Source organism: Dietzia alimentaria 72 (assembly GCF_000226215.1).
In the GTDB taxonomy this organism is placed as follows: Bacteria; Actinomycetota; Actinomycetes; order Mycobacteriales; family Mycobacteriaceae; genus Dietzia; species Dietzia alimentaria.
This window is the reverse complement of sequence record NZ_AGFF01000025.1, coordinates 1-26682: the sequence shown is the minus strand read 5'-3', so window position 1 is coordinate 26682 and position 26682 is coordinate 1. Positions and strand designations below refer to the sequence as shown.

27 protein-coding genes are annotated in these 26682 nt (G+C 64.3%); 10 read left to right on the top strand and 17 right to left on the bottom strand.

Annotated elements, in window-relative coordinates:
• Positions 1-139: 139 nt before the first annotated feature.
• Positions 140-319, top strand: coding sequence for a hypothetical protein (locus ON04_RS13560; protein ID WP_029458454.1), 180 nt, complete (start codon positions 140-142; stop codon positions 317-319).
• A gap of 78 nt (positions 320-397) precedes the next feature.
• Here ON04_RS13560 and ON04_RS13555 read toward each other — a convergent pair whose 3' ends face one another.
• From ON04_RS13555 to ON04_RS13545, 3 genes are read right to left on the bottom strand one after another with little or no spacing between them, the layout of a single operon-like run.
• Positions 398-733 carry a hypothetical protein gene (locus ON04_RS13555; RefSeq protein ID WP_010542171.1) on the bottom strand — a complete coding sequence of 112 codons (336 nt, stop codon included), beginning with the start codon at positions 731-733 and terminating at the stop codon, positions 398-400.
• Positions 734-762: 29 nt separating this feature from the next.
• Complete coding sequence (locus ON04_RS13550; RefSeq protein WP_010542170.1) at positions 763-1761, bottom strand: alpha/beta fold hydrolase; 999 nt, start codon at positions 1759-1761, stop codon at positions 763-765.
• Positions 1762-1793: 32 nt separating this feature from the next.
• Entirely contained in the window at positions 1794-3152 is a 1359-nt protein-coding gene (locus tag ON04_RS13545) for a cytochrome P450 (RefSeq protein ID WP_010542169.1), read from the bottom strand.
• Between the two features lie 120 nt (positions 3153-3272).
• Between ON04_RS13545 and ON04_RS13540 the strand changes: the two genes are divergently transcribed.
• Positions 3273-3890 (top strand): TetR/AcrR family transcriptional regulator, encoded by a 618-nt coding sequence (locus ON04_RS13540; protein ID WP_010542168.1) that lies wholly within the window; start codon positions 3273-3275, stop codon positions 3888-3890.
• 6 nt (positions 3891-3896) lie between these two features.
• Here the strand turns inward: ON04_RS13540 and ON04_RS13535 are convergent, their stop codons facing one another.
• Entirely contained in the window at positions 3897-4595 is a 699-nt protein-coding gene (locus tag ON04_RS13535) for an SDR family NAD(P)-dependent oxidoreductase (protein ID WP_010542167.1), read from the bottom strand.
• A 136-nt stretch (positions 4596-4731) separates the two neighbouring features.
• On the opposite strand from ON04_RS13535, the gene ON04_RS13530 reads away from it, so the two are divergent.
• Positions 4732-6747, top strand: a complete 2016-nt coding sequence (locus ON04_RS13530; RefSeq protein ID WP_010542166.1) for a BCCT family transporter — start codon at positions 4732-4734, stop codon at positions 6745-6747.
• Between the two features lie 34 nt (positions 6748-6781).
• Here the strand turns inward: ON04_RS13530 and ON04_RS13525 are convergent, their stop codons facing one another.
• The 5 genes from ON04_RS13525 to ON04_RS13505 all read right to left on the bottom strand — a co-directional run bounded on the left by ON04_RS13525 (position 6782) and on the right by ON04_RS13505 (position 11257).
• Entirely contained in the window at positions 6782-7651 is an 870-nt protein-coding gene (locus tag ON04_RS13525; RefSeq protein WP_010542165.1) for a Rieske (2Fe-2S) protein, read from the bottom strand.
• A 55-nt stretch (positions 7652-7706) separates the two neighbouring features.
• A complete protein-coding gene (locus ON04_RS13520) occupies positions 7707-8096 on the bottom strand; it encodes an SRPBCC family protein (RefSeq protein ID WP_010542164.1) in 390 nt (129 codons plus the stop codon).
• A 96-nt stretch (positions 8097-8192) separates the two neighbouring features.
• On the bottom strand, positions 8193-9164 hold the full coding sequence (locus tag ON04_RS13515) for a hypothetical protein (RefSeq protein ID WP_010542163.1): 972 nt from the start codon (positions 9162-9164) through the stop codon (positions 8193-8195).
• Between the two features lie 30 nt (positions 9165-9194).
• On the bottom strand, positions 9195-10712 hold the full coding sequence (locus ON04_RS13510; RefSeq protein WP_010542162.1) for a molybdopterin-dependent oxidoreductase: 1518 nt from the start codon (positions 10710-10712) through the stop codon (positions 9195-9197).
• Between the two features lie 14 nt (positions 10713-10726).
• Positions 10727-11257: a hypothetical protein gene (locus ON04_RS13505; RefSeq protein WP_010542161.1), complete on the bottom strand. Its 531-nt coding sequence runs from the start codon at positions 11255-11257 to the stop codon at positions 10727-10729.
• Positions 11258-11399: 142 nt separating this feature from the next.
• Between ON04_RS13505 and ON04_RS13500 the strand changes: the two genes are divergently transcribed.
• Positions 11400-12179, top strand: a complete 780-nt coding sequence (locus tag ON04_RS13500) for a metal-dependent hydrolase (protein ID WP_010542160.1) — start codon at positions 11400-11402, stop codon at positions 12177-12179.
• A gap of 89 nt (positions 12180-12268) precedes the next feature.
• Here ON04_RS13500 and ON04_RS13495 read toward each other — a convergent pair whose 3' ends face one another.
• The 3 genes from ON04_RS13495 to ON04_RS13485 form a co-directional block, all read right to left on the bottom strand.
• Positions 12269-13213, bottom strand: coding sequence for an alpha/beta hydrolase (locus ON04_RS13495; RefSeq protein ID WP_141564794.1), 945 nt, complete (start codon positions 13211-13213; stop codon positions 12269-12271).
• 68 nt (positions 13214-13281) lie between these two features.
• Positions 13282-13905, bottom strand: a complete 624-nt coding sequence (locus ON04_RS13490) for a TetR/AcrR family transcriptional regulator (protein ID WP_010542158.1) — start codon at positions 13903-13905, stop codon at positions 13282-13284.
• Entirely contained in the window at positions 13902-15230 is a 1329-nt protein-coding gene (locus ON04_RS13485; RefSeq protein ID WP_029458448.1) for a flavin-containing monooxygenase, read from the bottom strand. The genes ON04_RS13490 and ON04_RS13485 overlap by 4 nt, the downstream gene beginning before the upstream one ends.
• Positions 15231-15324: 94 nt before the next feature.
• On the opposite strand from ON04_RS13485, the gene ON04_RS13480 reads away from it, so the two are divergent.
• The 6 genes from ON04_RS13480 (at position 15325) to ON04_RS13455 (ending at position 21295) form a co-directional block, all read left to right on the top strand.
• On the top strand, positions 15325-16089 hold the full coding sequence (locus ON04_RS13480) for an SDR family NAD(P)-dependent oxidoreductase (protein ID WP_010542156.1): 765 nt from the start codon (positions 15325-15327) through the stop codon (positions 16087-16089).
• Positions 16086-16973, top strand: a complete 888-nt coding sequence (locus ON04_RS13475) for an SDR family NAD(P)-dependent oxidoreductase (protein WP_050815370.1) — start codon at positions 16086-16088, stop codon at positions 16971-16973. Before ON04_RS13480 ends, ON04_RS13475 begins: the two co-directional genes overlap by 4 nt.
• Before the next feature lie 418 nt (positions 16974-17391).
• Positions 17392-18501, top strand: a complete 1110-nt coding sequence (gene pstS / locus ON04_RS13470; RefSeq protein WP_010542154.1) for a phosphate ABC transporter substrate-binding protein PstS — start codon at positions 17392-17394, stop codon at positions 18499-18501.
• Between the two features lie 638 nt (positions 18502-19139).
• Positions 19140-19511 carry an SdpI family protein gene (locus tag ON04_RS13465; RefSeq protein ID WP_010542153.1) on the top strand — a complete coding sequence of 124 codons (372 nt, stop codon included), beginning with the start codon at positions 19140-19142 and terminating at the stop codon, positions 19509-19511.
• A gap of 270 nt (positions 19512-19781) precedes the next feature.
• The gene (locus ON04_RS13460; RefSeq protein ID WP_010539514.1) at positions 19782-20243 is read left to right on the top strand and encodes a transposase; all 462 of its coding nucleotides are present in this window, start codon (positions 19782-19784) and stop codon (positions 20241-20243) included.
• Complete coding sequence (locus ON04_RS13455) at positions 20240-21295, top strand: IS3 family transposase (protein WP_010539515.1); 1056 nt, start codon at positions 20240-20242, stop codon at positions 21293-21295. The genes ON04_RS13460 and ON04_RS13455 overlap by 4 nt, the downstream gene beginning before the upstream one ends.
• A 254-nt stretch (positions 21296-21549) precedes the next feature.
• Here ON04_RS13455 and ON04_RS15790 read toward each other — a convergent pair whose 3' ends face one another.
• The 5 genes from ON04_RS15790 to ON04_RS13430 all read right to left on the bottom strand — a co-directional run bounded on the left by ON04_RS15790 (position 21550) and on the right by ON04_RS13430 (position 26548).
• Positions 21550-23688, bottom strand: coding sequence for an MMPL family transporter (locus ON04_RS15790; protein WP_238529332.1), 2139 nt, complete (start codon positions 23686-23688; stop codon positions 21550-21552).
• 46 nt (positions 23689-23734) lie between these two features.
• Complete coding sequence (locus ON04_RS13445) at positions 23735-24124, bottom strand: DUF3817 domain-containing protein (protein ID WP_010542151.1); 390 nt, start codon at positions 24122-24124, stop codon at positions 23735-23737.
• Positions 24121-24594, bottom strand: a complete 474-nt coding sequence (locus ON04_RS13440) for a DUF2871 domain-containing protein (protein WP_050815369.1) — start codon at positions 24592-24594, stop codon at positions 24121-24123. The genes ON04_RS13445 and ON04_RS13440 overlap by 4 nt, the downstream gene beginning before the upstream one ends.
• A gap of 149 nt (positions 24595-24743) precedes the next feature.
• A complete protein-coding gene (locus ON04_RS13435; protein ID WP_029458446.1) occupies positions 24744-25379 on the bottom strand; it encodes a response regulator in 636 nt (211 codons plus the stop codon).
• Positions 25376-26548, bottom strand: coding sequence for a sensor histidine kinase (locus ON04_RS13430; protein WP_010542148.1), 1173 nt, complete (start codon positions 26546-26548; stop codon positions 25376-25378). Before ON04_RS13430 ends, ON04_RS13435 begins: the two co-directional genes overlap by 4 nt.
• Positions 26549-26682 lie beyond the last annotated feature (134 nt).

Here is a 26682-nt window from a genome sequence, read left to right as displayed (position 1 = left end):
GCACCCAGTATCAGACCGACGATCTTGTGACGCCACCTCGCCCGCAGCATGGGGACCACAAAGAAAACCCTGTTACCATCGTGCGAGTGATCTGGATCACCCCAGGTCACATGACGCCCCCGTCGAAAGGAACACTTCCATGGGTTCAACTGGTTCACTCGGATCGCTCGCCATAGGTTCGCTGGCGGCCCCCATTCTCGGTTCGCTCGGCCTCGGCTCACTGATCTCGCAGGGCAGCGGTGGCGGCAGCGGCGACTCGCTGACCGGCAGCCTCCCGGCCGACCTGCTAGGCGGCCTCATGCCCGAAGGCCTCAGCTGAGGCACCCCGAACTCGCAGAGCACCCCGGCCCGTCACCCACGGGCCGGGGTGCCCTGACTTCGCCGCGGGCCGTCCCGTCTAGTCGGGGAGTTCCTGGTTCGCGCGGGCGAGCACCCGGGCGAACCCTGCAAGGTAGTCAGCACCACGCCGGGCGGCCTGCTGCTCGATGAGACCACGCGCCAACTCCTCGGACACCTCCGCCGGCCCGCTGCCGGCATCCAGTCGGGCGAGCCCGAGCCCAGCGGCGAACGCCTGCCCTTCGTAGAAGACGAGGTCGGGAAGAATCGCGTCCAGAGCCCGCGACAGCTCGCCGGCTGGACGCTCCTCGATCGCGGTGGACACGGAGGCCCGGTAGTGCTCGAACTGGTCCCGGACCGCCTCAAAGGCATTCCGCAGCTCGGTGGTGTCTACCATTCGGTTCCTCGTCACGCTGGGTGGGATATCTAGCCGGAGTACTTGTCGCCGAGCTCGTCAACGGACTTCTCCGACGTGTCGGTGATGATGTCCAGAATCGGGCCGTACCAGGGTGAATCGCTGTTCACCAGGGAGACGTGGTCCTCGCCACCCGCCAATGTGAGAACACCGATCCCGCCCGCACGCTTCACCGCCGCGATGTAACGCTCTGAGTTCGTGGGCGAGACCAACGTGTCGGCGGTGCCGTGAATCGCGACGACCGGGACGTCCGGGTCGATGTTCTGGATGGGATCGACCGAGGTGTAGCGCTCGGGGACCTTGTCCGGTGGACCGCCCAGGACGGCAACGATGCGGTCATCACCATGGGTTGCCGCGTAGGTCATGTCCAACGGGCCGGCGAGGGAGATCACCCGCGTCGGGCGGAACGCCGGTTTGCTGCCGACCTCGTTGTCTTCCAACGCATGCCGGGTGCCTGCCCACATAGCCAGCTGCGCCCCGGCACTGTGGCCCACGACGAGCTCGTCGTCAGTGGTCAGCTCCGGGTACTGCCGGTCGATCTCAATCACGTGATCGAGCGCGTGAGCGACGTCGCTGAACGTGGTCGGCCAGCCGCCGCCGGAGCCGACGCGGCGGTACTCGATGTTGTAGACAGCCATGCCACGTTTGACCAGATCACGGGCGTAGTCATCCATGACGGCGGCACCGAGCTGCGATGCCCACGAACCGCCGTGGATCAGCACCACCAAGGGGACAGAGTCTTCGGCGTGCTCACCGACGGGCAGGTATAGATCACCCCAGTTCTGGTCCGGGTCGGCTTCCCCACGGGTCGGGTAGGCGATGCGCTCGATAATCACCTCAGCCCGCTCAACCAGGGCCTCATCTCGCACCTCCGCCGCCGTGACAGCGGGAAGTTGCGTGGCCTGTTCGTCCGTCCGTCCACCAGTCGTGCAGGCCGTTGCCGCGGTGACGACGGAAACCGTCAGGGCGAGCGCTACACAGCGCGTTCTCGAGGCGGGCACGAGGTTCACAATAGGCGTCTAGCGCCCACGGATGGTCGCCTTTAGCCGTTGTGCAGGCGCGTGAGCCGCACCGGCTGCCCATCCCTGGGGTACGGCAATGACTTCATGTCCATCGGAGCCCGATAGTCCGGGTCCACGTGCCATTCGAAGTTGCGCAGTAGGTGATGGAGCACGATCTTGATCTCGGCACCGGCAAAGTGCATGCCGATACACTTGTGGACCCCGCCACCGAACGGCTGCCAGGCCAGTCGGTGAATCTTGTCCTCTCGGCGTTCAGCGGAGAACCGGCCGGGATCGAAGCTGTCGGGGTCGGGCCAGTACTCATCGAGGTGATGGGTGAAGTAGGGGGCAATCGCCACCATGGTCTTGGCCGGGATGAAGTGCCCCAGGACCTCGGTGTCCTTGACGGTTTTGCGGACAATCGCCGGGACGGGCGAGACGAGCCGCAGCGACTCCTTCATCACCAGGTCGAGCGATTCCAGTTCGGACAGTTGGTCGAAGCTGATCGAGTCCGTGTCGATCGCGAGCGACTCCTCCCTGCAGCGCTGCTGCCACTCCGGGTGCTGCCCGAGGTATTGCATCATCGTGGACAGAGTGATGGTCGAGGTGTCGTGGGCCGCCATGAGCAGGAAGATCATGTGGCTGATCACGTCGTCGTCGTCAAATCTCTCGCCGTCGACCTCGACCCGGCACAGTACCGAGAACAGATCGTCCCCATCGCCCGCTCTGCGGGCGGGGAGGTACTCGCGCAGGAATGCCTCGAGGCGGCGTCGGCCCACGAGTCCACGGTGCCAGCGCCCGCCCGGGACGGGGTACCGCACCAGGGCGGTGGCGGCCTGGACGCAGTCGATGAACGAGGAGTTGATCTCGTCGAGACGCTCTTGACTGGCCCCGGGTGCGCCGCCCATAAACACCTCGACGGCCAGGTTGAGGGTCAGCTTCTTGAGTTCGGGGTAGACCTTCACCGACTCACCGGGCTGCCAGTTCTCGATCGCCCTCCTGACTGCGGGATCCAGCGCTGCCGCATAGCGGGCGAGGCGATCGTTGGTGAAAGCCTCCTGCATCAGTCGTCGATGCGAGAGGTGCTCGTCGAAGTCCAGCAGCATGAGCCCCCGGTCGAAGAACGGCCCGATGAGGAACCGCCAGCCGTCGCCGTTCGCAAAGGCCTTGTCCCGGTTGGTCAGCACCACGTGGGCAGCCTCTGGTCCCAGTAATGCCACGAAGGGTCGGCCGAAGGCCTTGAACCAGGAAACGGGCCCGAAGCGGTGGTAGCGGCCCTTCCACAGCTCCATCGGATCCCGCAGGTATTTCAGTCCGTGGCCCAGCAGCGGCAGCCCGCCGTCCCCGGGAACGGGGGTCAGGTCGCTTCCTGCTGGCGCGGCCGCAAGTGTTCTGGTCATCGGTCCTCCTGGACTTGTAGGACCCCCTAGATCTCCGGGCAGTCCGGCCGTCTATCTGACAGGGAACTCTGTCAGATGCTGTGAGTTTGTATCTGACAGGGCGTCCTGTCAAGGTTGGGCATGGCCACGAACCCTCGCCGCTACGGCGGCCTCAGTGCCGACGACCGTCGTGCGATGCGGCGCAGCCAACTGCTCGACGCCGCGCTGGAGATCGTCGGAACGCGCGGCGCGGACCGGGCGACGATGACCGCGATCTGCGCAGAGGCGGGGTTGACCGAGCGGTACTTCTACGAGAGTTTCTCGTCCCGCGACCAAGTGCTTCTCGCGCTGGTCGACGAGATCGCCGAGCAGGTCCGCGATGCCGTGTTGGCCGTTCTCTCGACCACCGAGGGTGACGCCGGAGCCAGGGCGCACGCCGCGATCGCCGAATTCGCCACGCTGCTCACGGATGACCCCCGCAAGGGCCGGGTGGCGATCATCGAGTCGGTCACTGTGCCCGCGCTGCGATTGCGCCGCCACGAACTGTTCCGCGACTTCGCCGCTCTCGTCGTGTCGCAGGCGCGGACCCTGTTCGAGGATCGGTCACTTCCCGCCCCACAGGACGAGATCAGTGCGCGACTGCTCGTGGGCGGGTTAGCAGAACTGCTCACCGCGTGGCTTCAGGCCGAGACCAGCGCAAACGTTCAGGAGATCGTGGACGAGGCCGCCCGCTGGTTCACCGCCGGCATGCACACCTGATCGGCACTAGAAGTTCCTGACCCAGGGCCGCAGTTCGATCTCCCAGCTCCACGCCGACCGATGTTGCTCGATGAGGTGCATATAGTTTTTCGCAATCTCATCCGGATCCATCGGGCTGTAGGTCTCGTCGGACAGCGATGAGCTCTCGTCCTCGCCGGCCTTGCCGATCCGACCATCGATGACCACGTGGCCTACGTGAATGTTCTGGGGATGAAGCTCGCGCGCCAATGACTGGCACAGACCACGCAGTGCGAACTTCCCCATCGCATACGGAGCGGAGTTGGCGTAGCCCTTCACTCCCGAGGACGCTCCGGTGAACAGCATCGTTCCGCCGCCGGAATCCAGCATGCGCGCTGCGGCCTGCTGCGCCATCAGGAACGCCCCGAACGCCGTCACCTCGAGCACGTCGCGGACCTCACGCGGATCGAGCTCGGTAATCGGACCCCGCATCCACGGGCTCGCGTTGTACACGGCGACGTCAAGCGAACCGTCCAATCCGTCGATCGCCTCGAACAACCCAGCCACTTCCTCCGGGACGCTGGCGTCACACGGCAGTGCCACACCGCCGACCTCCGCGCAGAGAGCGTCTAACTTACCCGTGTCGCGAGCCACCAGAATCGGACGATACGAGCGCTGGGCTAGTGCGCGAGCAATAGCCGCAGACAGTCCGGAACCAGCGCCTACGACGAGAGCGAGCGACGACATCACTTCACCTTTCAGCTCAGCCGTGCGACGTCGATGACTGTCCATCGCGCGCGGCCAAGCCCGGGTCTCCCAGCTGAACTACGGATAAGAGTACTGTGACATAGGTCCCACTCGCTCCCCCGAATGAGGTTGACCCGTGACCGTCGAGCCGAAAGATCCGGTTGAGCCGTCTGCGGACGGCGGTGCATCGCGGCCTCGGGAGAAGGTTCGGCGCGTCGTCGACGAGGTGACCACTCCCGGCCTGGTGCATCCCGCGTTGATCCCCGGGATTGGAGTGGACCGCACGAGCAGGGTGTTCTCCACGAACATCGGAGTGTTCGTCATCGCAGGGCTCGCCGTCGCGGGCGTCATCCTCTGGGCTGTCATCAGTCCCGACAGCGTATCGACAGTGGGCGATGCGTCGCTGGCGTGGGTCACGGCCAACTTCGGGTGGATGTTCGGTGTGCTGGCGATAGTCTGCCTGCTATTCATGCTGGTGGTCGGCTACGGAAAGACGGGCGGTGTGCGGCTGGGCGCCGACGACGAGTCGCCCGAATTCACCACCGTGTCCTGGGTAGCCATGCTGTTCTCGGCCGGTATGGGAATCGGGCTGCTGTTCTACGGCCCGTACGAACCCCTGGTCTACTTCCTCGATCCCCCGGAGGGTTTCACCGCGGATCCGGCGTCGGTCGAGGCCATGCAATCCGCGCTGGCGCAAACCGCGCTTCACTGGGGGCCGATCGCCTGGTCCTTCTACGCACTGGTGGGTGGGGCGATCGCCTACAGCGCGTACCGCCGCGGCCGCGCTCCCCTCATCTCCGCCATTTTCGAGCCGATCTTCGGATCCCGGACGAACGGGCCGCTGGGTGCAGCCATCGACGTCTTCGCGATCCTCGTCACGCTCTTCGGTACCGCGATCTCACTGGGCATCGGCGCTCTGCAGATCGCACGGGGTACCGAGATCGTCACCGGCTGGGGACCCCTGGGCAACGGATTCATCGTGGGAGCCATGGTGGTTCTCACGGTGGCGTTCATCATCTCCGCTGTCTCCGGCATCAAGCGGGGAATCCGCGCGCTGTCCAACATCAACATGATCATCGCGGGAGCTCTCGCCATTTTCGTGCTGGTCACCGGGCCGACGATCTTCCTTCTGAACTTCATTCCGGCAGGTGCGATCGACTTCGTCCGCGAGCTGGGCACGATGCTCATGCGCAATCCCACGCAGAGCGAAGATGCTGCGGAATTCATGGGTGCCTGGACAACGTTCTACTGGGCCTGGTGGGTGTCCTGGACCCCGTTCGTCGGCATGTTCATCGCCAAGATCTCCCGCGGCCGGACGCTGCGCGAGTTCGTCACCGTGGTGATCATGGTCCCGTCGACCGTGTGCCTGCTGTGGTTCGGCATCCTCGGAGGCACATCCATGTGGATGAGCTCCAACGGCCAGGGCATGGACGGCTCGCGGCCGCCGGAGGCGATGTTGTTCGACATGCTCGGCAACCTGCCCCTGGGGGCCATCACGTCGGTGGCCGCACTGATCTCCATCCTCGTCTTTTTTGTCACCTCCGCCGACTCGGCGTCAATCGTCATGGGCTCCATCACCCAGCGCGGCAAGCCGGACCCCTCCAGCTGGGTGACTGTTGTATGGGGTGTCATGCTCGGCGGAACCGCGATCTCGTTGCTGCTGGCCGGCGGCGAGGACGCACTCGGCGGACTGCAGTCGATCATGGTCGTCTCGGCGCTGCCGTTCGCCTTTGTGGTGATCGGGATGATGTTCGCCTGGTGGAAGGACCTGTCCACCGATCCGTACATCATGCGGCGTAAATACGGGCGCCTGGCAATCGCCGAAGGCGTACGGCTGGGTATCGCCGAGCACGGTGACGACTTCGTATTCGGTTCGAGTGAAGTCGCCGCCAACAAGGGCGCGGGCGCGTGGTTCGACAGCACCGATCCGGTACTGAGCCAGTGGTACGTCGACGCCGCAGGTGAACTGCGTGCAGTGACTGCGGAAGACGTCCGGCGCACACTTGATCCCGGTCGCATCCAGCCGAAGGGCCCCGACCGCCCGGAGCACCTCGCTTCCGGTGAGCGCGCGATGAACGCAGCGAACTCTCCCCTGCGGCTGCGTCTACGCCGACAACGCCGCGAGCAGCAGGAACGGGAGTCAGGCGACTAATCGCACGCGGCCGCGCCTGATCAATGTCCGACCGTTAGTCCGTGGCCCGGCTCTTGATCTGGACCCGCCCGTCGACGACCCGAGCTGAGTAGGTGGGCTGCGGGCGGGACGCCGGGCCGCGGGCGATCGAGCCGTCGTCGAGCAGGAATCGGCTGCCGTGCCAGGGGCACTGCACGCAACCGTCGACGAGCTCGCCCTCATGCAGCGGAGCGCCCCGGTGCGTGCAGGCGTCGGCAATGGCGTGGACCTGACCGTTGTGCCGGGCCAGCAGAACGTCATTGCCCTGCACCGTGGCGACCGCCAGTCCACCATCGGTCAGATCGGCATCCGACATCGCGTCGGTCCAGTCGGCGATCCCGTCGTTGAACGCGGTGACGTCGACCCCTGTGCCCAGGGCGTAGGTGAGGTGTCCGCCGAGCCACCCGGAGAAGGCGATCAGCCCTAATCCGGCCGTCGACAGCACGCGCCCGTCATGACCACGGCCGCGTCGCCACCAGGATGCGGCCATGAGCGAGGTCGCGGCGACGTTGCCCAGGGCGTGCACCACGCCCACTCTCCGGTCGCCGCCGCCGGTGTCGCCCCAGTCGGACAGGCCCGTCGCGGCCGTCGGCAGGACCGAGAGGATTCCGAATCCCAGTAGGCGCCGCGTCGCTTCCGGGTGCGTCCCGGAGGCGTCGAGCACCGCGACCGAGGTGAAAGCGCCGATAGGCACCGCGACCAGTGCGGGATGCAGGGGATGGCCCGCGGGAGTGCCGGACAGTGCGTCTTTGACGCGGCCGGCGGGCATCCGGGTCACCAGTGATTGCAACGGATCCGCGATCGTGTCGAGGGCCGAGGCGCCGGCGAGCCGGTTGGCCAGGCTGTCTAGCAGGGCTGGTACACGCTGTCGGTCGGTGGCGTCCATGTATCACATGTACGGCACTGCGGGGGGCGCAGCAACCGGAGCGGCGCAGGAAGGTTTAGGGAGTTGCGGCGACGAGGCGCTTCAGGGCACATCGGGCCACGGGCGGGTACGCGAGACAGATAGGCCACGGCCCGGTCATCGTCAGGGAGGTCCGCGAGCCCGTTGATGTGGCGCGCACGACGTGATGCATGCGCACTGCGACGGTTGCGACATGCACGGTCCAGGTCCAGGAGCGGTTGTCCGCGTCCACCGCGTCGACGACAAAGGCCGCCCGCACCCCGAGCGGTCCCACCACTGTCCCCCGCAGTCCGGGTCTCAACTCCGCCGCTGGTGGATCGACCTCGCGGATCTGCGGCGCCCACTCCGGCCATCGGGCTGTTGACTGATACCGGGCCCACGCGGTTGCGGGGTCAGCGCGACCGTCCACCGAGATTGTGCGCCGCATCGTTGCTCCTTTGCCCCGGTCACACTCTGGCAACCGGTGTGCGGACAACCTACCGGCATCACAATGCGACGTGAGTCGTCTCAATGGAAGGGATGGTCAGTGTCGCACCTCTCGGCGCCACTTACCGGAAACCATCCGCCGCAGCCAGTGCGGTCTATCCGAGGCCGGATCGGCGGTGGGTAGCTGGGTGCGAGGCCGAGGGTTACGGATGCGCAGCCTGGGAGAGAACGTAGCGCTCTCGGCTTTCTCTGCCTGCTTGAGTGCCGCACTTGCCACCTCGGCAGGGCGGGCCAGTCCGAGATCGCGCAGCACCGGCTCCGACTCGGCTGCACGCTCCTCGAAGGAGCGCAGAGCTCGAGCAGACGTCTCATCGAGGTCGTTCTTGGATTCGTAGTATTTCAAGCGCGGGTAGCGGCCTGCCATCGCGACTCCCCAGTTCAGGGCAGGGTCCCACCACGTGTTCATCTCACGCCCCTTGCCGGTGGCGTGGTGAGCGAGCACATCCGCCAGCGCACCCTCGAGAATGCGCAGGTCCATCTCGACGCCCGGAATGCGGTCTCCGGCGATTCCTGTGTAGGAATCGATTCCGGTGCGAGAGGGCCCGGTACGGGTGTCGCGGTAGCGAGCCATCGTCATTGTGTCGCTCGCCAGCACCGGCTCGTTGACGGCGAGCCGCGGCGCCTGTCGATCACCCATGAGCTGGCCCCAGGACATGCGGATGAAGGTGTGCTGGTCTTCCATCCCCGAGTGGGTGCAGCGCAGTCCAACCGCGTACGCCTCTAGGTCCTCGCGGACGAACTGGAACCCCACGTAGCGTGCCCAGCGCACCACCAGGAACTCCTCTGGCGTGGCCCCGGGCAGGTGGTAGTCGACCTCGCGGAGGTAGTCGTGCACGATTTGGACCTGCTCGTCGCTGAGCTCGATGTCCTGGTGCAGCGGGTACATGCCGTCGAATGTGTTGCGCACGGGCCGAGGGCGCCGCGCCATATAGGCATCGAGCTGTGCCTGGGTGCGGGGCCGGTGGTGCACGGTCTCGACGTTCCGTGGCCCGGAGTCATGGTCGGTCATCTGACCGTTCCTTCCTGGTCGCAGAGGATCTCAGATCAGCTGGTTTCGGTCGTAGAAGTCCGTGTCCTCGAAGTATCCACCGCGCCCCTCCACGATGATGTCGTAGCGATTGACCACCTCGATTCGTTCCAACCACTTCAGGCTCCGGAACCCGGTCGAAGTCTCCGTCCGCAATCGCAGTGGGGCACCATTTTTTGCCGGGATTTCGCCTTCGTCGTTGAGCTCAAAGGCGATCAGTGTCTGCGGCATCCGTGCCTCGATCATCGGGGTGGACTCGTAGTACGTGCCGCCGTCGTACGCGGCGTCGTCGCGGCCCATATCCTGGAAACTGGTGTACACGACATCTGTAGCACCGGGCAGTACGCCGGCCAGATCCAGCAGGTGTGAGACAGGGATCCCGCGCCACCGACCGATCGAGGTGAAGCCCTGTACACAGTGGTGCAGCGTGGTCTGGGAGTGACCGTCGGCCATCTCCCGCAGCTCGCCGATCGTCAGCGTCATCGGCCGTTCGACGTACCCGCCGATCTCCAGCACGAAGTCATCCTCGAAGCCGTTGGCCATGAGGGCGAGGTATTCCTCGGTCTCCGGCGGGCGCCCACTGCCCCGGAAATTGTGGGTCGCGTTCCCCAGCCCCACGTCCTTACCGGTGACATTGGAGCGGTCGTAGTGCATGCGCGACGGCAAGCGGTAGAGAAGATTCGACCAGGGCCGGACGATCACGTTGTGCAGTTTCTCCACTGCGCGGCCATCGGCCAGCGTCCAGCGCGTCGCGACGACGTTCAGGACGACGACGACGACGAGGCCGATCGTGAAGATGACCGCACCCGCCACGGGCAGCTCGGAGTCACCGAACACCATCTTCGCAGTCTCGTGGGCATAGCCATGAACCACCACCATCGCTACGTGGATGGCGAAGAATGCCACGTACCCGACCAGGCACAGAAAGTGGACGCTGCGGATGACCTGACGCCCACCCAGCGCACGTGTGATGCGGGAGAAATAGTTGGCGATCGCCGGTGACTGGAACGCGCCCGTAATGATTACCAGCGGGGTCAGGACCAAGAACACGAAACCGTAGGACAGTTGCTGGACTGCATTGAACGGCAGCCCCTCCACCGCTGGGGGAACGGTGAACGCGAGATATGCCAGCATGTCGTGCCCGGCCTGGGTGAAGGTACTCAGCGAAGTGGGGATGTAGCGACGCCACTGGCCGGTGGACAGCAGCAGCACCATGTAGATCAGCCAGCAGCTGACGAACCCGGTGACCGCGATGAAGTGCCAGTACCTGCCCAGACCGAGCATTCCGCGGCCCGGCAGGGAGATCCGGGGCGAGTAGTCGTCGTACTCACCGCCCACTGTGTAGTACTTGTGCTTGGGTTCCTGTCGCGTGGTGAACTGGGCCCACGACGTGCCCGCCACGTTGTGCTGCGAGCGGTACAGCTTGGGGTAGCCGCCCAGAATCTCGAGGCCCGAACGAACCAGAAACGAGAGAAAGATGAGGTTCAGGAAATGCTCCAGACGGAGCCACCACGGGAATCCCAGATCCACTACGACGCTCCTCGTCAGTCCATGAAGTTCTGATCGTCGGGCGCGGCGACGATGATCCCGTACCGCAGCGCCCAGTACAGGACGACGTACGCCAGAGACGCCAGGAGAGTCAGGTTCCACATCGCGGCCAGAACGACACTCGCACCGTTCCATACATACGGCGCATCGCCGGCCAGTCCGCCCACATAGATCGACGCCGAGGCCAGGGCAATTCCGAGGCCCCAGGTCCAGATGCGGGCCGATGTCACCAGACCTACCGCCACAAACATCACTGTCGAGCCCAGAACGACCCACAAGATGGGGTCAGCGAACGGGAAAGGTTCATGGTCGCCCAGCGCTACCGCGGCCGATGCCGCACCGATCACAGCGACGACGATCAACAGCAGGAAGCGAGTGACCCTCGGGAGGTTGATCAGCACGTACCGCATCAACGGCGCGCGGGTCCCCCCTGGCTTGATGTGCTCGGACACCCGCTCGGTCGCGTTTGTGGTGCCGCGAAAGTCCACGCCCATGCGCAGTGCGGGTGAGTTCTTATCCTCAATCACCGCTGCTGCCTCCGATCACGATGCTTTTCGCGCGTACCCGCTCGATGGTCGCCTTGATGGGCACCGTACCTTCGTTCACACGGGCTGGGCCCAGCCAGCCGTACCAAGCCCGAGACCCGGTGGACAGTAGGGTGTTCTACACATGGTGATGGGACCTACGCACGCGATGAGCGGCGCCGCCGCTGGGCTGGCTATCGGGGCTTTTCTCCCCGTCGAATGGGGCGGGGCCACCTCCGTGTCCGAGGTGTTCGTCTTTGCTGGCGTCACGGCCGGGGCGGCGCTACTGCCGGACCTCGACACCCCGCAAAGCACCCTGGCCCGCAGTTTCGGATTGGTTTCCAAGGCCCTCGCTCACGTCATGGAGAACGTCTCGAAGGCCATCTACAAGCTGACGATGACTCGCAAAGACGCTGCGATCAAGAACGGACACCGCACCGCGACCCATACGGTGTGGTTCGCTCTCCTCGCAGGCCTCGGGACCGCGGCCCTCGTCACGGCGTTCGGCAGGAACGGCGCCATCGGGGTGCTGTTCTTCCTGCTCGGGCTAGCGATTCGTGGGCTGGCTCCAAGCTGGACCCGCAGGCAGGATTGGGCGTACGTCACCGGGCTATCGTTAGTGCTCGCGGTAGCGGTGTGGTGGGCGTTGCCCGGCTCTGCCAGCGGTCCGGCACTCGGCGCCGCAGTTGCTGCCGGCGTCCTGGTGCACATTCTGGGGGACATGCTCACCAAGCGAGGCGTGCCTCTACTCGGCGGCATCGTCAGCATCGGCGGCAAACGGTGGTGGAACTTCCGCCCACCGGGGCCACTACGAATCCGCTCCGGGGCGGGAATGGACAAACTTCTGGCCCTGGCCTGCACCGCCGCTACTGGGGTGTTGGCGTACTGCGTGGTGGCTGCGCCTCACCTGATCGGCGCACCCTAGGCGGCCGTCACACTGACCTGAACAGTGCTGCAAATCGCAATGCGAGCGGCAGAACCGTGCTTCGGCGGACTACGGGGGCGGGCGGAGACTCAGTTCGGCTCCGGCGTCAAGTGTCGCTGCAGGAAATGCACCGCGTGCTCGACGGCCGGGCCGTGGAAAGGTTTTCCCGGGAATAGGTCGAAGTGATCGCCTGGGTAGTGGCGGACTTCGGCGCGGCCCGCGAACGCTGCCAGTTCGGCCGCACGCGGCGGGGCGGCCTGGTCGAAGTCGGCGATCTGGACCAGAAGGGGGACCCTGATCTTCTCGGCCGCCTGGGCCGGTGCCCGGGTGCCGAGTTCCATGCCGACGTCTGCGCGTATCTCGTTGCGCCAGGACGGACCCGCGATCGAGTGGAAGTCTTCGTACGCCCCGGGCAGGGTGAGCGCACCGGGTTGACCCGGCTTTCCCACGACCGGCATCATCACGGTTTTGCCCATACGAGACTTGGCTCGGGCGGCGATCCCGGTTGCGGTTGCCTTGAGCAGGGACAGTGGGCCGTGAGCGGCCAGCGCGTGCCGCATAGCGGCCAGACCGTCGACCATCGGCACCACCGCGATCACAGCCGCGATGTCCCCACGGTCCGCGGCGACCTGGAGCACGTGTCCGCCGGAGAGTGAGACGCCCCAGAGGACGATCCGCTGCGGATCGACGCCCGGCAGTTGTGCGGCTGCGTCGATCGCGTCCATCCAGTCCTGGACCTGGCCGCTCAAGGACACGGTCTGACGGTTTTCTCCGCCGCTGGTGCCAAAACCGCGGTAGTCGAATGTGAACGCGTCGAGCCCGGCTGCGGCGAATGCCTCGGCAAAGCTGTCCAGGCCCGAGTCTCGGGTGCCGCCCAGCCCGTGGGCCAGAACTACTACCGGCCGACCGGCGGCTGAGGCCAACGCGTCGGTGCGAGCCGGGATGTGGGTGCCTTCGCACCGAGTCCCCGCCACGGTGAAGCTGATGGTGTTCGGTGGTGCGGTGGGCGACGCCGAAGGCAGGGGATCGGTCATGGTGTTGGGATACGCATTCATTGCTGGCTCCGAAGGTGGACGGGAGTCGGTCCGCAGGGGTGCGCGACTCAGGAGTGGGGTTGGGTGCCGTAGATGGAGCGGACCCAGATGCTGGTGACCGCCTCGACATGCAGGTCGTGTTGGGGGCATGGCCCCACCACTCGACGCTCCATATTGCGGTCGTTGACGTCGAGCAAGATTGCTGCCAATGTTCGTGAGTCGACCCCGTCCGGGGCCCGGCCGAGTGCGCGCTCGGCGTCGATCATGTCGGCGACGGACTCCTCGAACGAACCCCGATCTGCCTCCCACATCTCGTGGACGGACATATTGGTGGCGCGGGCCTCCAACACGGCTCGGTAGAGGTGGCGGTGTCGTTCGGTAACGGTGAAGAGGTGGGAGACACTCGCGCCGATCCGCTCGGCCGGGTCGCGGGTGGTGTCGGTCAACCAGGCGCCGGCCTCAGCGGCCTCGTCATAGATGACTTCCATCAACTCGCTCACTGCAGCGGCCTTGTTCTCGAAGTAGAAATAGAATGCGGACCGCGTGACCCCGGCCCGGCGGGACAGGTCGGCTACGTTGATTGACTCGACGCTGTCCACCTCCCGCAGCAGGGCGTCGAGAGCCGCCAGTAGTGCGGTGCGCCGTTCGTCTCCTTTGCTCGGGACGTGCGCAGGACGGACGCGAAGACTCATCGGGATGCCCGAGCCCGGCCGATCGGCAGTTCCTTGGTCCGTAGCTGGTGCTCGTAGACGAAGTAGTCCAGCTGCTGGGTGTGACGCGGAGTCGGAAGCATGTGTCCTAGGTACAGAGCCTCGTCCTTGGCGATGACCTGTTCCATCTCTGTCACCGAGGGCAGGGCATAGTGGCCGGCCAGGTAGGCGCCGAGGATTCGGGTTTGAGACTCCACGAACGGGAACAGGGTGGGGGTCGACTGGGCGAATCCGATGAACGCCAGGTCGTCGATGCCGGGAGAGAATATCCGTTTGTACAAGCGGATGTGGTTGTCCGGGGCCGAGAGGAATTCGGGGTCGAAGAACGGGAACGTGATGTTGTAGCCGGTGGCGTAGATGATGACGTCGAACTCGGCGCTCGTGCCGTCCTCAAAGTGCACGGTCTTGCCGTCCAGTCGCTCGAGATTGCCCTTGGCGGTGAGGTCGCCCGATCCCAGCCGCAGTGGCAGCTCTACTGATTGGGTGGGGTGTGCCTGCATGAACTTGTGATTCGGCTCGGGCAAACCCATGTCGGTGGGGTACCCGTTCTGCCTGGGCGCCAACGTGGAAATGACCTTGCGCTGCCACGCCAGCGGAATGTAGGGCGAGGTCTTGAACCCTTTGTCCGCGGGCTTGCCCTTTATGTATTTGGGCACGATCCATGCACTTGAGCGGGTCGAGATCACGACCTCGTTGTCGAGGGTGCGACTAGACAGTTCGACGGCGATGTCGGCAGCCGAATTGCCGATGCCGACCACCAGGATCCGCTTGCCTCGCAGATGCAGGGGCTGTTCAGGATCGATGTAGTGGTGCGAGTGGAAGCTCTCCCCGGTGAACTCGCCGGGGAACTCCGGCAACCGGGCGTCCCAGTGGTGACCGTTGCCGACCACTAGGAAGTCGAACGACCGGGTGGAACCATCCTGTAGGTCCAGTTCCCACCCGCCACCGGGCTGGCGGCGTGCGCTGAGAACACCGTTGGAGAATTCGATGTTCTTCTTCAGCTCGAAAGCGTCGGCATAGTCCTCCAGGTACTTCTTGACCAAGGTGTGGTGCGGGAAGTCAGGGTAGTTCTCGGGCATCGGGAAGTCCCGGAACGAGAGTTGGTGCTTGGAGGTGTCGATATGCAGTGACTTGTAGGCGCTCGACATGCCGTTCGGGTTACCAAAGGCCCAGTTGCCGCCGATGCGGTCGGAGATCTCGAAGCAGGTGTGGGGAACGCCGTAATCGGTGAGCATTTTGCTGGCGGTGAGTCCGGAGATTCCCGCGCCGATGATCGCGGTGGTGGGCCTGTCGAACTTTGTGGGCATGAACGACTCGCTTACGTCGAAAGGAGTGATGCACGTCACCATAGGTGTTACGTTGACGCACGTCAACAAAATTCGACGCACGTCAGGAGTGCGCATGTCTGCTTCATCCGGCACAGCCGGGACTGGCTCGCCTAAGACCACGGTGGTGATCGGCGCCGCCTCCGGAATCGGCGCCGCGACCGCCGAGCACCTGCGACTGCAAGGCCACCGCGTAATTGCCGCTGATCTGGTGAGCAGCGAGTCGGTCCTCCCTGTGGATGTTGCCGACGAGGCGACAGTGCATGCTTTGTTCGAGAGTGTGATGACCGAGTGCGGCTCGTTCACCGGAGTGGTGAACTGCGCGGGGACGAGTACTTTCTCACCGGTCGTTGAGCACGATTCGGCCGAGTTCCGGCGAATTCTCGACATCTCACTGGCCGGTGCATTCCATGTGCTCAAGCACGCCGGAAGCCGCGTTGATGAGGGTGGCTCGTTGGTCACTCTGGCGTCACTCAACGGGACGCAACCCGGCACGGGGCTGGCGGCCTACTGCACGGCCAAAGCAGGGCTCCTCATGCTCTCGCAGGTGACAGCACTGGAGTTGGCTCCCCGGCAGATCCGGGTTAACACGGTGTCTCCCGGTCTCGTCGTCACCCCGTTGACCTCGCCCGCCATGGACATCCCCGGCGTACGCGAGGACTACATCGAGAACACGCCACTCGGAAGGCCGGGGACGGGGCTGGAGATCGCGGCTGCGTGCGAGTATCTGCTCTCCGACGGTGCGGCGTGGACAACCGGCGAAGACATGCAGGTCAACGGCGGTGCACATCTCAAGCGCTACCCGGACATGTTGACCCTGATCGGGAAGGCCTTCGGATGAGGCGCGCAGCGTCCGCAGACGGAGCCACTCCCTACGGTGGCCGATTTGCAGGTCGCGCCGTGCTTGTGACCGGTGCCGGATCCGGCATTGGCGCCGCGTTAGCGTCTGCCCTGGTCAAAGCGGGCGCACACGTGGTCTGTACTGACGTCGACGAGGCGGCGGTGCAACGCACCGCCACTGAGCTGGGGCCCCGGGCCCGGGCCGAGGCGCTCGACGTCACTGATCCAGAGCAAGTGATCGCGGCAGTGGACCGGGTCGTCGCCGAGCACGGTCGGATCGACCTGATCTTCAACAACGCAGGCATCACCTATGGCGGCGAGACCGAACAACTGACGTTGGACCAGTGGAATCGGATCATCGACGTGAACCTCCGGGGCGTCGTGCACGGCATCTATGCCGCCTATCCGAAGATGATTGCTCAGGGGCACGGTCACATCGTCAACACGGCCTCCGCCGGCGGCCTGATGGCAGCCGGGCTGATCACCAGCTACGTCGCCACTAAACACGCTGTGGTCGGACTCTCGCTCGCGCTGCGTACCGAGGCAGCCGCGAAGGGCGTGGGCGTGACCGTCATCTGTCCGGGCGCGGTCAACACTCCGATCCTGGACAAGGGGTCGATCGATGACTTCGTTGGCCGCGACTATTACCTGCGGGGCCAGGGCATCAAGACCCCGCACTCGCCGGATGAGTTGGCGCATGAGGTGCTCACAGCCGTCGCGCTGAACACAGCGATCGTGGTGACACCGCGATCAACGCGCCTGGCATGGCGCTTTAACAGGCTATCGCCGGGACTTATGCAACGCGCCTCAATTTCGTTCGTGGCTCGCCAACGCAAGTGGCAGTCTCAACGCGCCAAGAAATCCGGGAAGGCAGGCGGCCGCTGACATCCATTCATCTGCGTGTCTCGCGCCCTTCTTCGAGCGTCTGCGCAACGTCGGACTGAGGCGCGGTTCCGCAGGAGCGCAGTCCGCGACACTGCCGACCTGGGACCCAGACGGCACCGGCGTAGCAACCCCAAACTTCGCTGCTTCGCTTCAGCACCCCCTGGGCGGAGCCATCGCGGTTCACTGCTCCACCGAGAACCCGACCGGACCAGGACGCAGCGCTGCCGCAACACGGTGACTTCGTGTCAGTTAAGACCACCCAGAGGTTCATTCCTCGTTAATCCCTCCACCCGGGGTCATTCACATCGAACACTTAAGTTCGGTGACCGAAGGGGCGGGCAAGACGACTGCCCCTCCACTGGAGCCGACCGTTCGGAACCGGTGACTGACCCGCAGGACTGACGATGGAGGAAATTCCGTGAACCTCACCCGCACTGGTGCTCTCCTGGGCCTCGCCGCCGTCACCACGGCCGGCCTTACCGCCTGCTCGGACGGCAACTCCGGAGGTGGGGCCACCGCCGCCGAGCCGATCGAGGGCGTGGAGTGCGGCGGCAAAGATTCACTGCGCGCGTCGGGGTCGTCTGCGCAGAACAACGCCATGACAGTCTTCACCAATTCGTACTCGCTGAGCTGCGAGGGCCAGACCCTTGATTACAACTCCAACGGCTCCGGCGCCGGCGTGAAGGAATTCACCGGCGGTCAAACAGACTTCGGCGGCTCGGACTCCCCACTCAAGGATGTCGAGTACGCCCAGGCCGAGCAGCGGTGCGGGTCGGAGGCCTGGCACCTGCCGGCGGTGTTCGGACCAATCGCGGTGGCCTACAACCTCGATGGCATCGAACTCACGCTCTCGGGACCGACCATCGCCAAGATCTTCAACGGCCAGATCAACATGTGGAACGACCCGGCCATCGCCGCCGAGAACCAAAGCGTCGATCTGCCTGACCAAGACATCACGGTGATCTTCCGCTCGGACGAGTCCGGCACCACCGACAACTTCCAGAAATATCTCGAGGCGGCCTCCGAAGGCGCTTGGACCGACGGCAGCGGAAAGCTCTTCGCCGGCGGCACCGGTGAGGGAGCCAAGGGCAATGAGGGTGTCTCAAGCGCCGTCGACCAGGGCCCCGGCGCGATCACCTACACCGAATGGTCGTACGCGAAAAACCTCGGGCTCGACATGGTCAAGGTCAGCACCCCAGCCGACACCGAGGGTGTGGAGCTCAACGCCGAAACCGCCGGAACCACCATTGACACCGCCACCCTCGTCAAGGAGGGCAGCAACGACCTGATGATCGATACCTCCTCCTTCTACGTCCCCGAATCCGCAGGCGCCTACCCGATCATCCTGCCCACCTACGAGATCGTCTGCTCGCGGTACCAGGATCCGGACACGGCGATGGCCGTCAAGTCGTTCCTCAACGTGGCAGTCTCAAAAGACGTGCAAGGACAGCTCGAAAGCGAGGGCTACATCCCGATCCCTGCCGCCTTCGGCGAGAAGCTCACCGGGGCCATCGACGCCATCAAGTGAAATACCCCGCATCTTCCGCCGACTTCTTCTTCAAGCCGAGGAGGCGGCGGGAAATCTGGGATCCGATTCAGTACTGACAATATCGGGGACGCTACTAACACCGGTTTGGCAACCGACTCTCGCCGTGCCGCCCGGTTCGACGAGACATGCGGGTGCAAATTACCAGAACTCGGGCATCACAGCTGAGCCCGTCAAAAGTAGCCGCGAAACGGTACTGACGTCTGGGCAGCCGTAACCTTCTACGCGACCATTCCCCGCCTAAGCTCGTACGTTGCCCCCACGGGCCAGGTCATCCAATCCTCTGCCCCGCTTTCGGGAAAGCAATCCCACAAATGTTCCTAGTGCGCAGCTGGCAAAGAACTCGACAGACTCGAATACGAACTCGTCAATCCAGGCCACATAGCGACGGCATGTCGGTTCTCAATCAGCTTGTCAGTGGGTGGCCGTTCCACCAGTGCGTTGTCACCAGTCTGTCAGCCGTCGATTGTCACGAGTTTGACAGTTTCCGAGCTACTGACACGGCGTGACAACACTAGATCACCAGATCTGCGCGCATCCCGACCCCGGAGCGCCGCTACCCGAGGTGGGCCTAGACGATAGTGTTTGGTGTCACAAACCTCTCCAGAAGGAGGCGAGCGATGGACGCAACCGAATCGCTGATCCTGACAGTCTCAGTCACCTCGTCAACACTTCTTGGCGGGGGTATAGCCGCGATAATGCCGCGCATGGTCGGAGATGAGCCCAATGCAATTGTGGGAATTCGAACGAGAGCAACCCAGTCCAGCGACAAAGCGTGGCAGCTGGCTCACCAAGTTTCCCAGCCGATCCTTCGAGGGACTGTGTGTACCGCCGCTGTGGGGTTGTTCATCCAACTCGTCACAGGCGTGGTGACGGGCTTCGCATCCGTTGCCTCGTCCTTTGCAGCGGTCGCTGTAGCCGTGTTGACGTTTAGTGTCCTCATCTATGCGGGGTTCAAGGGCGATGCCGCAGCGAGGTCACTAAACCGTTGATCCGTCGAATTGATGACTGATTGCGGCGACCCGCATGACAGCGCCGTGAGAAATTGACAGATTTGTCGGTTCGCACACAGAGTGTCAGTACGCTGCCGACCCACCAGCTCCTTGTCACTAGTTTGTCAGTCGCCGATTGTCACAGGATTGGCAGGATCCTCGCCACTGACAGCCGGTGACAATTTGAGGCCACCCTATCCGCCAGACTGAGTTGAGACACCCGGGCTGGCTGGTTGAGGGATTGGGGCAAGAGTAGAAAGAGAACCCAGCATGACGATCATCGCTACTACTGAGGGGGCCGTGGAGGCCTCGGAGCAGGCACCGGCGACGGCCTCGACGCAGCAGACCGCGGTGGAATCCCCGCGGGCCGGGCGGTCGGCGCGGCGGACGTTCACCGCGGAGTACAAGCGGCGGATCGTCGCCGAGTACGACCAGGCCCCGGCGGGCTCCAAGGGTCAGGTACTGCGCCGCGAGGGTCTCTACGATTCCAGCGTCAAACAGTGGCGGGCCCAGATCGAAGCCGGAACACTGGGCAGGGTGTCTAAGGAGAAGCCCCGAGCGGGCATATCGCCGGAGCAGGCGCGTATCGCCGAGCTGGAAAAGCAGGTCGGCAAGCTCGAGTCGGACGCCGCCCGAAAGGACCAGGTCATCGCCGACCGTGACGCCGCGCTGGAGGTCATGGGAAAAGGTGTCGCATTCTTGGAGGCACTCTCCAGGAAAAACAAGGAGTGAGCCGGGCGGCATGGCGCACCTGGCAAGCCGAGACCGCGCAGCTACTGACCACGCTGCTAGGTGTGGTGCGGGCATGTGCCCTGGTCGGGCGGTCGCGAGCCACCCATCACCGGCAGGCGAACCCCACGCCGCGCCCGTACGGTCCGCACCCGAAACCTCAGCACCCGGCCGAGCTCAACGCCACCGAACGTGAGGCGATCCTGACGGTCCTGACCAGCGAGGCCTACGCCGACCTGTCGGTAGCCCAGGTCTGGGCCCGCGAACTCGACGCCGGCCGGTACCACTGCTCGCAGCGCACCATGCACCGGATCCTGGCCACTGCGCGGATGAACGGTGAACGCCGCCGGCAGGCCACCCACCCGCCGCGCAAGATCCCCGAACTCATCGCGCACGCCGCCAATGACGTCTGGACCTGGGACATCACGAAAATGCGAGGCCCTGCCAAGGGAATCTGGTACCACGCCTACGTCGTCATCGACATCTACTCCCGCTACGTCGTCGGGTGGCGCATCGAGACCGTCGAAGACGGCGAACTCGCCGCGGACCTGGTCGCCGACGCCATCGCTGAGCAGGGCCGGGCGCCGGGGTACTTGCACGCCGACGGGGGCGCGGCGATGACCTCCAAACCGTTGGCCTCACTGCTGTGCGACCTGGACATCACCCGATCCCACAATCGGCCGCGGACCAGCAACGACAACCCCTACAGCGAGTCCCAGTTCAAGACCATGAAGTACACACCCGACTACCCCGAGCGGTTCGCCAGCATCGGCCACGCCAGGGCCTGGATGAACCGATTCATCTGCTGGTACAACCACGAGCACCGGCACTCAGGGATTGGTCTGCACACCCCGGCCAGCGTCCACGACGGCACCGCCGAGCACATCCGCGACAGTCGCCAGCTCGTCCTGGATGCCGCCTATGCCAAGCACCCCGAACGGTTCACCCGACGACCACGACCACCCCGACTACCGGAGAAAGTGACCATCAACGACCCCGACGCCCGCTCACCCGAAACTAGCCAAGCTCAACCGACCACTGCACGTCTCATTTGATTTGACACGCACCGCCACGCCGAGCGCCCCGCGACCGTTTCACCAGACCGTCAGGCCGGACCCGCGGGATCAAGGCTCGCTCCGTAAACCGCAGCTATATTGGTGCCGCGAGCGACGGGCTTACCCGGCGCCAATGCCTGCCACCTTCGGTGACCCCAGGCTGGTGACGAATGCGTATTCGAGATCAGGTGGGCCGATCGCCGCCAGAGTGCCCGCTACGCCTACAAAGGCGCGGGCACTCTGGCGGCGCTCCCTCAGACGTGGGATTGCTCCATCGCTGTCTGCGCTCTGGCTTCAGTCACGCTCGGCCATAACGCTCTACTTCCGAGTAGTCGCATGATCGCGGGGACCAACAAGGGCCTGACTACGAAGGTGTCGAGCAGGATGCCGATCGCCATTGCGAGGCCGAACTGGAACAGTTCTCGGATCGGTTGGGTGGTCAGTACGGCGAAGGTGGCTGCCAGAATCAGTCCTGCGGATGAGATCACTCCACCCGACCGGGTAAGTGCCACCCGCAGGGCTGCCCGTGGTGGATAAGCCGAGAGCTCTTGCCTGTAGCGGCTCATGAGGAAGATGGTGTAGTCGACACCGAGCGCGACCGAGAACACGAAGATGTAGATCGCAACGCGGTTCCCGATCCCCTCGTCACCGAGCACGGTGACAGTAATGAAGGTCGTGAGCCCGAGTGTCGCAGTGAACGACAGCACCAGTGTTCCGATCAGGTACACGGGTGCGAGCACGGATCGCAGCAGTAGTGCCAATACCGCGCCGACGATCACAAGGACCAGGGCGGCAACGACCAGATTGTCGCGATTGAGCGCCGCCCGAATGTCGGCGGAGTGAGCTGTTTCTCCGCCAACGAGGACCTGCGCACCGTCGATTCCCGCGCCGTTCGCTGCAGTCTGAGCAGCGGACGCGAGGGTGTCTACGCGGTCCATTGCCTCAGGACTGTATGGATTGTCGGTGAAGGTGACTTGGAATGCTGCGGTTGATCCGTCAACGCTGAGCGCGGGATGCTCGCCTACTCGGGCCACCCCATCCACGTCCGCCAGACCACGAGCGATTTCGTTCCAGTCGGCGGAGGATTCCGCCTCAGACGGGTTGGTGACATACACGGTCGATGGTGCGATCTCCCCAGGGCCGAACGCGTCGGCGATCATGTTCTGACCGGATTCGGATTGCGTGTCGATGCGGTACCCGCTGATGAAGTCGTAGCTTTCGCGGTAGTCGGCCAGGCCGGCGGTCATCACGAGAAGCCCGAGGAGAGTGGAGGCCAGGACGGTCTTCGGCGATCGGTCAACCAGATCTGCGATCCGATCCCATTGCTTGCCAGTGGCGCGGCTCGCGGCAGCCTTGGGTGTCGAGGGCCAGAAGAGTTTTCCTCCGAACAGCAACATGAGGGCGGGAGTGAAGGTGAAGGCGACCAGTCCCATCGAGGCGACGCCCAGGGCGAGATAGGGGCCGAATCCGCGCAGGGCCGGCGAGACCGCTGCGAGCAGAGCGAGCACGGCAAGAACGATCGTCGAGACACTCGACAAGATCGCCTCGGCCACTCCTCGCAGCGCCCGCATCATGGCAGCGGAGCGATCTGCTTCCTCCGCGAGGGCCTCACGGTAGCGGGCGGTGACGATCAGTGCGTAGTCGGTGCCGACCCCGAACAGCAGCACGGTCATGATCGACGCGGTTTGCGAGCTGATGTCGAACCATCCCGCGTCGGACATCATTGCGCCCACTGTTTCGGCGAGTCGGATCGCGACTCCGACGCCGGCCAGCGCGACAAGCACGAGGATCGGCGACCGATAGATCACCAGGAGGATAATCGCGACCAGCAGAATTGTTCCGAGGAGGAGGATTCTGTCGCCACTGCTGAACACTTCCACGGTATCGGTGGCGATTCCTGCCGGCCCGGTGACCGCCGCATCAGCGGGTCCGGCGGCCTCGTTGACTAATTCGCGGAGATCACCGACCGTGTTGTGGAACGTCTCGTCGGTCGGGTCGCCCGTCAGCGAGACGATGATCATCTCACTGTCACCGTCAGTGGTGCGTAGGTTGTCGCCGCCCGGGTTGTTGGCGGTGACTGTCGCGGCGATTGAGGGATTGTCGGCTTTCGCGGCGTCGATGCTCGTGACGATCCTATCCACGGCCGATGCCGTCGCCGCTGCGTCGGCTCCGCGCACGACGACGATCGCAGGGGTGCCCTCATTGCGGGGGAATTGGCGGGCAGCGAGTTCGGCGGCCTGCATGGATTGCGATGACGGGGGCGGGTCGTTTGCTCCAGCGTTTTTTTCAACGTCCTCCAAGGCGGGGGCCGCACTTGCCAGAGCGCCCACCAGGATGAGCCAGAGAAGTACGACGATTCCGGCCCGTCGCCGTGATCCGAAGAGAGCGTTCATGAAGCGTGATGTCATTTTGTGGCAACCATCCTCGACTGGAATGCGTTCATCGCACTGACGTCGGGTCGTGGGACAGGGAGGTGGAGTCGCGGTCCGCGCCCGGTGTGAAGCGCCCGGTACGGGCAGCCCACGCCTCGAATGCGATCGTGGCGAACGGCGGTAGGGAAGAGGCCAGCGCGAACAGGAGGGTCCGCAGGCGCCAGCGGAGCCGGACGAACATTGCGATTGAGAGCACGACGAATGCTACGAACACCGCCCCGTGCAGGGAGCCGAAGATACGGACGCCGGCCTCGGTGCTCTTGGTTATCCACTTGAAGTACATGCCAATCAGCAAGCCGAGCCAGGTCACCGCTTCCAGCGTTGCCACGATTCGGAACGCTCGCACGAGAACGCGGGCATCCGATGTCGTCTCCGGGCGTTGCGGCTGGCCATTCATGACCCGCTCTCCGAAGTCGTTGCTGCGCTGTCCATTGCGGGACCGCCGCGAATTTCCGGCGCGCGCGCGACTGCGGTACGAAGCGTGAGGAAGAAGATGACGAAGGCGACGGTCAGCAGGACATGACCGATCCCAGCGATACCCGAAATCGCGGCCGACGCATCCTGGTCGACGACCTGCATGGTCCCGTGGACGAGCTGCATAGCCACCGTGAGGATCAAGCCGGTGTGGAAGGTCGCGGTGAACCAGCGGTATAGCGGGCTGGTCGAGAGCACCAGGAGGCGCTCGAAAATGGCGACAATCAGCAGGAACAGCACCCCGAGTACCAGGAAATGGGTGTGCACGATGGACAGTTGGGTCGGACCGTCGAAGTCCTGGGCCTTGGTCAGCTCCCGGTAATACAGGCCTGACGCCAGGCCCGCGACGGCGTACCCGAAGGCGATATTGACAAGTGTTTTCACGCCTTCCATCTCACCGGAACGCGCACTCTGACGGATCTGACGAACGGCCTGTTTCTTCTACGACTTTAGATAGAGCCCGCACGGGGCGGCGCCGTCTGGAGCCACGAGTAGCCGATACCTACATAGGCAGCACTCGACCGTTGGGCTGGGCGGTAGATCTAGTCGAAGGTGCCGTCGATGATCCCCCGTGCCCGTGCCTTCGCCACAGCTGCGGTTCTGGATCGCACATCTAACTTGCCGAAAGTGTTCGTCAGATGCGTCTTGACCGTGCCCTCGCTGAGGAACATCCGACGAGCTATCTCTTTATTGGAGAAGCCTGCCGCGACAGCCTCCAACACCTGAATCTCACGTGGGGTGAGGGTCGGGGCCACCGCGCTCATCTGCGCCATCAGCTTCGAGGCCACCGAGGGTGACAGTGCGCTCGCACCCCCTGCTGCTGAGACGATCGCCGTGAAAAGTTCGGCCGGGGCGGTGTCCTTGAGGAGATAACCGCTGGCGCCGGCCTCGATTGCGTGCAGAATCTCGGCGTCGGTGTCGTAGTTCGTCACTACCAGTACCCGCGGAGCATCCGGCTGGGAGCGGATCTGTCTGGTTGCTTCTACGCCGCTCAGTCCGGTGCCGAATCGCAGGTCCATGAGTACGAGGTCAATCGTCTCGTCCCGGCACAGTTCAACTGCTTGTTGACCTGTGGAGGCTTCGGCAACGATGGAGACTTCATTCGAATGAAGATCGAGCAGCGCCCTGAGCCCGGCGCGAACGATCACATGGTCGTCTGCGAGCATCAGCCGGATCAACGGTATTCCTCCCCTTGCTGTGCGAGCGGAAACGTCACCGACACCGCGGTGTGGCCGGGCTCCGATTCGATGAACCACTGCCCGTCGAGTTGCTCGACACGGTTCCGCATGGCGTTGAGCCCAAAATTGTGCGCGGACGGGTCGTCGAGGAGGGTGGCATCAAAGCCCTGCCCGTCATCGACCACGTCCAGATGTACGGCGTCGGCACCGTAGCTGAGGGTGACTACGGCGTGGTTGGCATCGGCATGGCGCACCACGTTTGAGACCGCTCCCTGAACAAGCCGTACCAGGGCCGACTCCAACGGCATCTGCAAGGAAACCGGCTGCCCGTCGACACGGAGTCGAACGTCAACCGTCCCAGCCGCCGCTCGCTCGCACACCCTGCCCAACGCGTCGGCAAGCGAATTGCCCTCTAGATCGGAGGGCGAGAGAGCCGCGACTAGACGTCTGGCGTCAGCCAATCCTGCCAACGCGGTCCGCCGAGCCATGACGATTTTATTCGCAGCTCCCGGGGGCAGGTTCTCTGCTTCAGCGGCGCGCAACAGCATATGAATGCTGCTCAGCCCCTGCGCGACGGTGTCGTGAATCTCGCTGGCCAACCGCTCACGTTCGGCCAGTTTGCCCGCGGAGCGTTCGGTTTCCGCCAGCTCTGCTCGAGTTCGATGCAAATCTTCGATTAGTTGCTGCCGGCGCTCCGTCTCATGAAACAACACCCGAAAGCCGAGCCCGACAACGATGCCGACCACAGCCCCGAGCAACGACCCGACCATTGCGCCGCCCCACTGTCCGCTGGTGTAGACGCCGATCAGCACGTTGACACCGGTGATTACCGCCACGACAGACACCGCTGGCAAGAGCGGCACCTCGGTCATGAAGAGCAGGATGAGCCCGAACGATACGTACGCCGCGTCGGCGCCAATAAACGCCATCGCCACCCACACTGCACACAATGACGCAAACCAAGCGAAACGCGCGGCCGGAGCACGCAACGAACTGGCACCTACGATGTAGACAACAACAAACAGCGCGGTCAGCGCACCGATCAACCCCGCCGACGCCTCCGAAAGCAGCACCGCACGCAGTAGGACGATCAGCGCCAGAACGACAATGAGCACGTGTAGGCCCAGACGTAGCTGGGCGCCACGTGTGAACGCGGATTCCTCAAGCATTACGCCGAACGATAGACGACGGCGATGGTTGACCTACTGGACGCGCAGTGCTCTAAGGTCGCCGTTCGCACCCACATCGGGTCAGTCCTGGACGTTCGCCCGGCGACCCGGCGGGGTAAGTCCCGTGGAGTGGT